Genomic DNA, 6,565 nt, shown 5'->3' with positions numbered 1-6,565 from the left:
AGCCCTGGCAGGGGTCCAGGGGGCGGAGCCCCCGGCGGGGTGCGGGGGCGGAGCCCCGCCCACCCGCGCGGAGCGCGTACCCGGCCCGCGTCCGCAGGTCGCACAGGGCGCAGCCCTGCGGAAGAGGGTTGGGGCGGGGCCGGGGCTACTCCCCCGGTGAACGCGGGCGTACCAGGCCCGACTCGTAGGCCAGCATGACCAGTTGCGCCCGGTCGCGCGCACCCAGTTTCGCCATCGCGCGGTTCACGTGCGTCTTCACCGTCAGCGGGCTCACCGTCAGCCGCTCGCCGATCTCGTCGTTGGACAGGCCGCCCGCCACGTGCACCAGCACTTCCCGCTCGCGGGCGGTGAGCGTGTCCAGGGAGGGCGAGGGGCGGGCGGGGGTCACGCCACCACCCGTGGCGAGGAACGTGGCGATCAGGCCCTTCGTCGCCGCGGGGGACAGCAGCGCCTCCCCCGCCGCCGCGATCCGGATCGCGGCGAGCAGTTCCTCCGGCTCGGCGCCCTTGCCGAGGAAGCCCGACGCTCCGGCCCGGAGCGACTGCACCACGTACTCGTCGACCTCGAAGGTCGTCAGCATCACCACCCGCACCCCGGCCAGTTCGGGGTCCGAACAGATCTCCCGGGTCGCGGCGAGGCCGTCCGTGCCGGGCATGCGGATGTCCATGAGCACCACGTCGGGGCGTTCGGCGCGGGCCAGCCGCACCGCTTCCGCGCCGTCGGCCGCCTCCCCCACCACCCGCATCCCGGGCTCGGAGTCGACCAGCACGCGGAAGGCGCTGCGCAGCAGCGCCTGGTCGTCGGCGAGGAGGACGGTCAGTGTCATGGGGTCAGGGTAGGCAGCGGGAGCCGGGCCCGGACGCGGTAGCCCGGGGATCCGTCCGCCCGCGGGCCCGTCTCGATCGTGCCGCCGAGCGCGGCGACCCGTTCCCGCATCCCGATCAGTCCGTGCCCGCCGGGCGGGGAATCGCCGGCGGTGCCGGTCCCGTCGTCCAGGACCGTCAGGACGAGGGCGTCGTGCGCGCGCCGGATCGTCAGCTCGGCGCGCGCCCCTGGCCCGGCGTGCTTGCGGACGTTGGTAAGCGCCTCCTGGAGCACCCGGTAGGCGGTGAGGTCGACGGCGGCGGGCAGCGGGCCGGCCGGTCCGCTGAGCGCGACGTCCACCGGCAGCCCGGCGCGGACGAAGCCGTCCACGAGCCCGTCGAGCACCGCGAGCCCCGGCGCCGGCTGGGTGGGCGCCTCGGGATCGCCGTACTGGCGCAACAGCCCGACCGTGGCCCGCAGTTCACCGAGCGCCGACCGGCTCGCCTCGCGGACGTGCGCCAGCGCCTCCTTGGCCCGGTCGGGACGGCTGTCCATGACGTGCGAGGCCACGCCCGCCTGGACGTTGACGAGCGCGATGTGGTGGGCGACGACGTCGTGGAGCTCGCGGGCGATGCGCATCCGCTCCTCGGCGACCCGGCGCAGGGCCTCCTCCTCGCGGGAGCGCTCGGCCCGCAGGGCGCGCTCCTCGATCGCGGTGATGTAGGCGCGCCGGCTGCGGACCGCGTCGCCGGCCGCCGCGGCCATGCCCATCCAGGCGAAGAGCCCCACGTTCTCCTGCGCGTACCACGGCGGCGGGCCGATCAGCATCACCGTGGCGGTCAGGGCGGTGACGGTCACGGCCGCGATGCGCCAGGCGGTGGAGCGCTCCGTGCGGGAGGCGACGGTGTACAGCGCGACCACGGCGGAGGCGGCGATCTGGGTGCGCGGGACACCGTCCGCGGTGGCCGTCGCCGCGCCGGCGACGGAGAGCGCCGAGGTGACGGCCAGCACCAGGCGGGGCGCCCGGCGGCGGGCGACCAGGGCGGCACCGGCGAGGACGGCCAGCACGACGTAGCCGTGGCCGGGCGGGCTCTTCCCGGCGCCCCGCCCGAGGACGGTGCTGATCATCGTGGTGGCGAGGACGCCCGCGGCCAGCAGGACGTCCGCGACGACCGGGTGGGAACGCAGCCAGCGCTGCGGGCGGTCGAGGCCGGAGACGGCGAGGGAGGTCATCGCATCCCGTCGGGAGCGTTCGCGTCGGGGACAGGCGCGCCGGATGCAGGCGTGCAAGGGACGGTCGCGCGCCCCCGTCCCGGCGTCGGGAGGGGGCGCGGCGGGGCCGGCGTCAGCCGGGGATGAGGCCGTCGTCGCCGAGCATCGAGCGGACCTCGTCCAAGGTGGAGTCGGGCGCGGGCAGGATCAGCTCGGAGGGTTCCAGGGCGTCGTCGGGCAGCTGGCTGCCGATCCGCCGGACCGCTTCGAGCAGGGCGTCCAAGGTCCGGCGGAAGCCGGCCTCGTCGCCGCTCTCCATCTCGTCGAGGAGCTCGTCGTCCAACGCGTTGAGCTCGGCGAAGTGGCTGTCGGCCAGCTTCCACTGGCCCTCGCCCATGATGCGAACGATCATGACGGCTCCTCCTGGCCGGTTCAGCGCTTGTTGAAGTCCGGCCGGTCCTGTGGCTGCTGTGCCTTCGCCCCCTGCTGCTGACCGCCCTCGATGGCCTGCTTGGCCTCGCCGCCGCCGGAGAGCTCGGCCTTCATCCGCTGGAGCTCCAGCTCGACGTCGTTGCCGCCGGACAGACGCTCCAGCTCGGCGGTGATGTCGTCCTTCGCCATGCCCGTCGGGTCGTCGAGGGCGCCCGAGGCGAGCAGCTCGTCGATCGCGCCGGCGCGGGCCTGGAGCTGGGCCGTCTTGTCCTCGGCGCGCTGGATGGCCATGCCGACGTCGCCCATCTCCTCGGAGATGCCGGAGAAGGCCTCGCCGATCCGGGTCTGGGCCTGGGCGGCGGTGTAGGTGGCCTTGATGGTCTCCTTCTTGGTGCGGAAGGCGTCGACCTTGGCCTGGAGGCGCTGGGAGGCGAGCGTGAGCTTCTCCTCCTCGCCCTGGAGGGTCTGGTGCTGCGTCTCCAGGTCGCTGACCTGCTGCTGGAGCGCGGCGCGGCGGGTGAGCGCCTCGCGCGCCAGGTCCTCGCGGCCCAGCGCCAGCGCCTTGCGGCCCTGCTCCTCCAGCTTCGAGGACTGCCCCTGGAGCTGGCTGAGCTGGAGCTCCAGGCGCTTGCGGGAGGTGGCCACGTCGGCCACGCCCCGGCGCACCTTCTGCAGCAGCTCGACCTGCTTCTGGTACGAGTAGTCGAGGGTCTCGCGCGGATCCTCGGCCCGGTCCAGGGCCTTGTTGGCCTTCGCGCGGAAAATCATCCCCATACGCTTCATGACACCGCTCATGGGCCTCGCGCGCCCCCTTCTGACCGACTAGCTCGGGCTTCGGCTCCATCACACCTAACAGAACCCACAGTACGGGGCCCGTCCCCATTACCGCACTGTCCGGGCGCCGATGCGCTCCTCCTCCAGGACGATCAGGAGGCCGCGCTCCTCCGGCCGGAGGAGTAGACGGCCCCCCGAGAGCCGAGGGGGCGGCCGGGTTCTTCCCGGGGCCAACCCCACATCGTTCCCCAGAACGCTGGGGTCCACCCCCGGAACCCCGTACCCTTGGGTCCCGTGTTCCGAAGCCGTTCGAAGGAAGAGCAGTCCGCGAAGGTCGCCGCCAAGGTGACCGCGGACGAGCCGCAGCAGCCCCGTCACCCCGAGGCCCCCAAGGGCCGCCCCACGCCCAAACGCAGCGAGGCCTCCTCGCAGCGCCGCAGCCTGGCCAAGACCCCCGCCTCCGGCAAGGACGCGGCCAAGCGGCAGCGCGAGGCGCGCCGGGCCGACATGGCCCGCCAGCGCGAGGCGCTCGCCAACGGCGACGAGCGGTACCTGCCGGTCCGTGACAAGGGCCCGGTCCGCCGCTTCGTGCGCGACTTCGTGGACTCCCGGTATTCGTTCGCCGAGTTCTTCCTGCCGCTCGCGGTGGCCATCCTCGTGCTGAGCATGATCAACCGGGGCACGTTCCAGCAGTACGTGCTGCTGCTGTGGATGGTCGTCATCCTGCTGATCGTCATCAACTCGGTGATCACCGCCGTCACCCTGCGCAAGGCGCTCAAGCAGCGCTTCCCCGACGAGCCCACCCGCGGCGCCGTCCCGTACGCGCTGATGCGCACCCTCCAGATGCGGCGGCTGCGGCTGCCCAAGCCGAAGGTCAAGCGCGGGGAGAAGCCCTGAGCGGCTCCGCGTGGGCCTCGTCGGAGGGCCTCGACGGTTTACGGAACACGGTTCGCCACGAGCTCGTCGGGCGGCAGCTCGACGAGCAGATGGCCGCCCGCTTCCCGGTCGGGCGGCGGCTGCGCGTCCTGGACGTGGGCCTCGCCCACGGCACCCAGGCGCTGCGGCTGGCCCGCGCCGGGCACGAGGTGACCGCGCTGGAGGCGGACGCCTCGACCGTGGCGGCGGTCCGCACGGCGCTGGCCGCCGAGCCGGCCGGGATCCGCGAGCGGGTCCGGCTGATCGAGGGCGACGGCCGGGACACGGGCGTCCACTTCACCCCGGGCGCCTTCGACGTCGTGCTGTGCCACGGCGTGCTGATGCGCGTCGAGGAACCCGACCCGCTGCTGGCCGGCCTGGCCCGGGTGCTCGCGCCCGGCGGCCTGCTCTCGCTGGTCGTCCGCAACGCGGACGCGCTGGCGCTGCGGCCGGGGCTGGCCGGTGACTGGGACGCGGCGCTGACCGCGTTCGACTCCCCCTACTGCGTCGACCCGTCGTCCGGCGCGCGGCTGCGCGCCGACCGGCGCGAGACGCTGACGGCGACCCTGGCCGGGATCGGGGCGCCGCTGCGGGCCTGGTACGGGGTGCGGGTGTTCACGGACCGGCCGGGTCAGGCCGTCCAGGGCCCGGCCCTGGACGCGGTCCTCGCGGCGGAGGAACGGGCCGGCCGGACGGATCCGTACCGGGCGGTGGCGGGGCTGCTGCACCTGTGCGGGGTCCGGGGCGGGTGAGGTCTCCCGCCCCCGGCCCCTCGGCCGGCCGGCCCGCGCCGGCCGGTGATCAGCCCGCGTCGGCCGCCGCGTGCAGGCTCATCGGCGCGGCGTAGATCTCCGTCCCGTCCTCGAAGAGCCGGACCTGGTCCACGCCGCCGTCCAGCAGCGCCCGCCACTCCTCGCCGATCCAGGACTCCGCGTCCCCCTGCGTCGAGAACTCCTCCGGCTCCACCGGCGGAGCCGTCTCCGTACCGTCGCTCTTCTCGAACCGCCACACCCACGCCATGAACGACTCCTTAAGGCTCTGGTTCGTCGATGTCCGCTCACTCAGCTGTTCGCCGACTGAGCGCAGCCTAGGCGAGAAAGGGTGATCCCGGCGCGCCCGCGGTCCGCGGACGCGAGACGATCGGGGCGTGGAACTGACACTGCTCGGCACCGGAGCCCCCGACGGGCTGCCGCGCCCCGGCTGCCCCTGCGCCGCCTGCGCCACCGCCGTGGGCGAGGACGCGCGGGCCGCGACCGCCCTGCTCGTCGACGGCGCGCTGCTGTTCGACCTCACCCCCGGCCCGGCGTTCGCCGCCGCCCGCGCGGGCCGGTCGATCAGCGGGGTGCGGCAGGTGCTGCTCTCCCACCCGCACGACGGCCCGGCCGTCGAGTTCCCGGCCGGGCTGCCGGCGCCGGGGCGGGTGCCGGACGGCCGCGAGCTGTCGGTGATCAGCGGGCACCGGGTGCGGGCGGTGGCCCTGGACGCGCCGGGCACGGGCTACGAGGTGACGGGCCCGGACGGCGACCGGCTCCTCTACCTGCCGCCGGGCGGCGCCCCGGCCGGCCTCTCGCCCTCCCCCTCCCCTTCTCCGTACGACGTCGTCCTGCTGGACGTGGCCGGCCGGCCCGACGCGCTCGCCCGGCTGCGCGAGACGGGCGCGGTGACCGCGACGACGGACGTGCTCGCCGTGCACCTGGACCACGATGTGCCGCCGGGCCTCGAACTGCACCGCCGGCTGGCGGCGGCCGGGGCGCGCGCGGTGCCCGACGGCACCTCGGTGACGGTGGGCGACTACCACGCGGTACCGGACGTGCCGCGGCGTGCGCTGGTGCTCGGCGGGGCCCGCTCGGGCAAGTCCGTCGAGGCGGAGCGGCGGCTGGAGTCCTTCCCGGACGTCCTCTACGTCGCGACGGGCGGCACGCGGGACGGGGACGGGGACTGGGCGGCCCGCGTGGCGCTCCACCGCGAGCGCCGCCCGGCGTCCTGGCGCACGGCCGAGACCTGCGACCTCGTCCCCCTGCTGACGTCCGACGGACCGCCGCTGCTGATCGACTGCCTGGCGCTGTGGCTCACCCACGCGATGGACTCGGTCGGGGCGTGGGACGACGAGCGGTGGGCGAACGGGGGTGCGGCGGCGCTGGCGGAGCGGGTGGCGGGGCTGGTGGCGGCGGTGCGGGCCACTCGTCGCACGGTGGTGGCGGTGAGCAACGAGGTCGGCTCGGGCGTCGTTCCCGCGACGGCGTCGGGGCGGCGCTTCCGCGATGAGCTGGGGCGGCTGAACGCGGGGGTGGCCGGGGAGTGCGAGCAGGTGGTGCTGGTGGTGGCGGGGCAGGCGGTGCGGTTGCGGGGGTAGGGGGTGGGTTTTGCCCCCGGCCCGCCCTTTCACCGTTTCTTCCGGGGCTGCGCCCCTCGGCCCGGCACCGCGCTC

The 6,565-nt window shown here is 75.1% G+C and carries 8 protein-coding genes; 3 read left to right on the top strand and 5 right to left on the bottom strand.

Going from position 1 to position 6,565, the window contains the following annotated elements:
• Positions 1–145: 145 nt before the first annotated feature.
• The 4 genes from I5Q34_RS04520 to I5Q34_RS04505 form a co-directional block, all read right to left on the bottom strand.
• Entirely contained in the window at positions 146–826 is a 681-nt protein-coding gene (locus tag I5Q34_RS04520; RefSeq protein ID WP_199890746.1) for a response regulator transcription factor, read from the bottom strand.
• A complete protein-coding gene (locus I5Q34_RS04515) occupies positions 823–2,037 on the bottom strand; it encodes a sensor histidine kinase (RefSeq protein ID WP_199890745.1) in 1,215 nt (404 codons plus the stop codon). Before I5Q34_RS04515 ends, I5Q34_RS04520 begins: the two co-directional genes overlap by 4 nt.
• A gap of 112 nt (positions 2,038–2,149) precedes the next feature.
• A complete protein-coding gene (locus tag I5Q34_RS04510) occupies positions 2,150–2,428 on the bottom strand; it encodes a hypothetical protein (RefSeq protein WP_199890744.1) in 279 nt (92 codons plus the stop codon).
• Positions 2,429–2,448: 20 nt separating this feature from the next.
• Positions 2,449–3,243: a PspA/IM30 family protein gene (locus I5Q34_RS04505; protein ID WP_199890743.1), complete on the bottom strand. Its 795-nt coding sequence runs from the start codon at positions 3,241–3,243 to the stop codon at positions 2,449–2,451.
• A gap of 273 nt (positions 3,244–3,516) precedes the next feature.
• Between I5Q34_RS04505 and I5Q34_RS34360 the strand changes: the two genes are divergently transcribed.
• A complete protein-coding gene (locus I5Q34_RS34360) occupies positions 3,517–4,119 on the top strand; it encodes a DUF3043 domain-containing protein (RefSeq protein ID WP_307811639.1) in 603 nt (200 codons plus the stop codon).
• 89 nt (positions 4,120–4,208) lie between these two features.
• Positions 4,209–4,889 (top strand): methyltransferase domain-containing protein, encoded by a 681-nt coding sequence (locus I5Q34_RS04500; protein WP_234428274.1) that lies wholly within the window; start codon positions 4,209–4,211, stop codon positions 4,887–4,889.
• A 49-nt stretch (positions 4,890–4,938) separates the two neighbouring features.
• Here the strand turns inward: I5Q34_RS04500 and I5Q34_RS04495 are convergent, their stop codons facing one another.
• Entirely contained in the window at positions 4,939–5,157 is a 219-nt protein-coding gene (locus tag I5Q34_RS04495; RefSeq protein ID WP_199890741.1) for a hypothetical protein, read from the bottom strand.
• A gap of 127 nt (positions 5,158–5,284) precedes the next feature.
• Here I5Q34_RS04495 and I5Q34_RS04490 point away from each other — a divergent pair, with 127 nt between their 5' ends.
• Positions 5,285–6,490 (top strand): bifunctional adenosylcobinamide kinase/adenosylcobinamide-phosphate guanylyltransferase, encoded by a 1,206-nt coding sequence (locus I5Q34_RS04490; protein WP_199890740.1) that lies wholly within the window; start codon positions 5,285–5,287, stop codon positions 6,488–6,490.
• Positions 6,491–6,565: the final 75 nt, after the last annotated feature.

Source organism: Streptomyces sp. AV19, from assembly GCF_015999245.1.
In the GTDB taxonomy this organism is placed as follows: domain Bacteria; phylum Actinomycetota; class Actinomycetes; order Streptomycetales; family Streptomycetaceae; genus Streptomyces.
The sequence above is the reverse complement of the archived record's forward strand: the minus strand, read 5'-3'. Positions and strand labels throughout refer to the sequence as shown.

Bases quoted from the DNA above. Each gene is read 5' to 3' on its own strand.
- I5Q34_RS04520 (WP_199890746.1), bottom strand. From the start codon at position 826: ATGACACTGACCGTCCTCCTCGCCGACGACCAGGCGCTGCTGCGCAGC.
- I5Q34_RS04515 (WP_199890745.1), bottom strand. From the start codon at position 2,037: ATGACCTCCCTCGCCGTCTCCGGCCTCGACCGCCCGCAGCGCTGGCTG.
- I5Q34_RS04510 (WP_199890744.1), bottom strand. From the start codon at position 2,428: ATGATCGTTCGCATCATGGGCGAGGGCCAGTGGAAGCTGGCCGACAGC.
- I5Q34_RS04505 (WP_199890743.1), bottom strand. From the start codon at position 3,243: ATGAGCGGTGTCATGAAGCGTATGGGGATGATTTTCCGCGCGAAGGCC.
- I5Q34_RS04500 (WP_234428274.1), top strand. From the start codon at position 4,209: ATGGCCGCCCGCTTCCCGGTCGGGCGGCGGCTGCGCGTCCTGGACGTG.
- I5Q34_RS04495 (WP_199890741.1), bottom strand. From the start codon at position 5,157: ATGGCGTGGGTGTGGCGGTTCGAGAAGAGCGACGGTACGGAGACGGCT.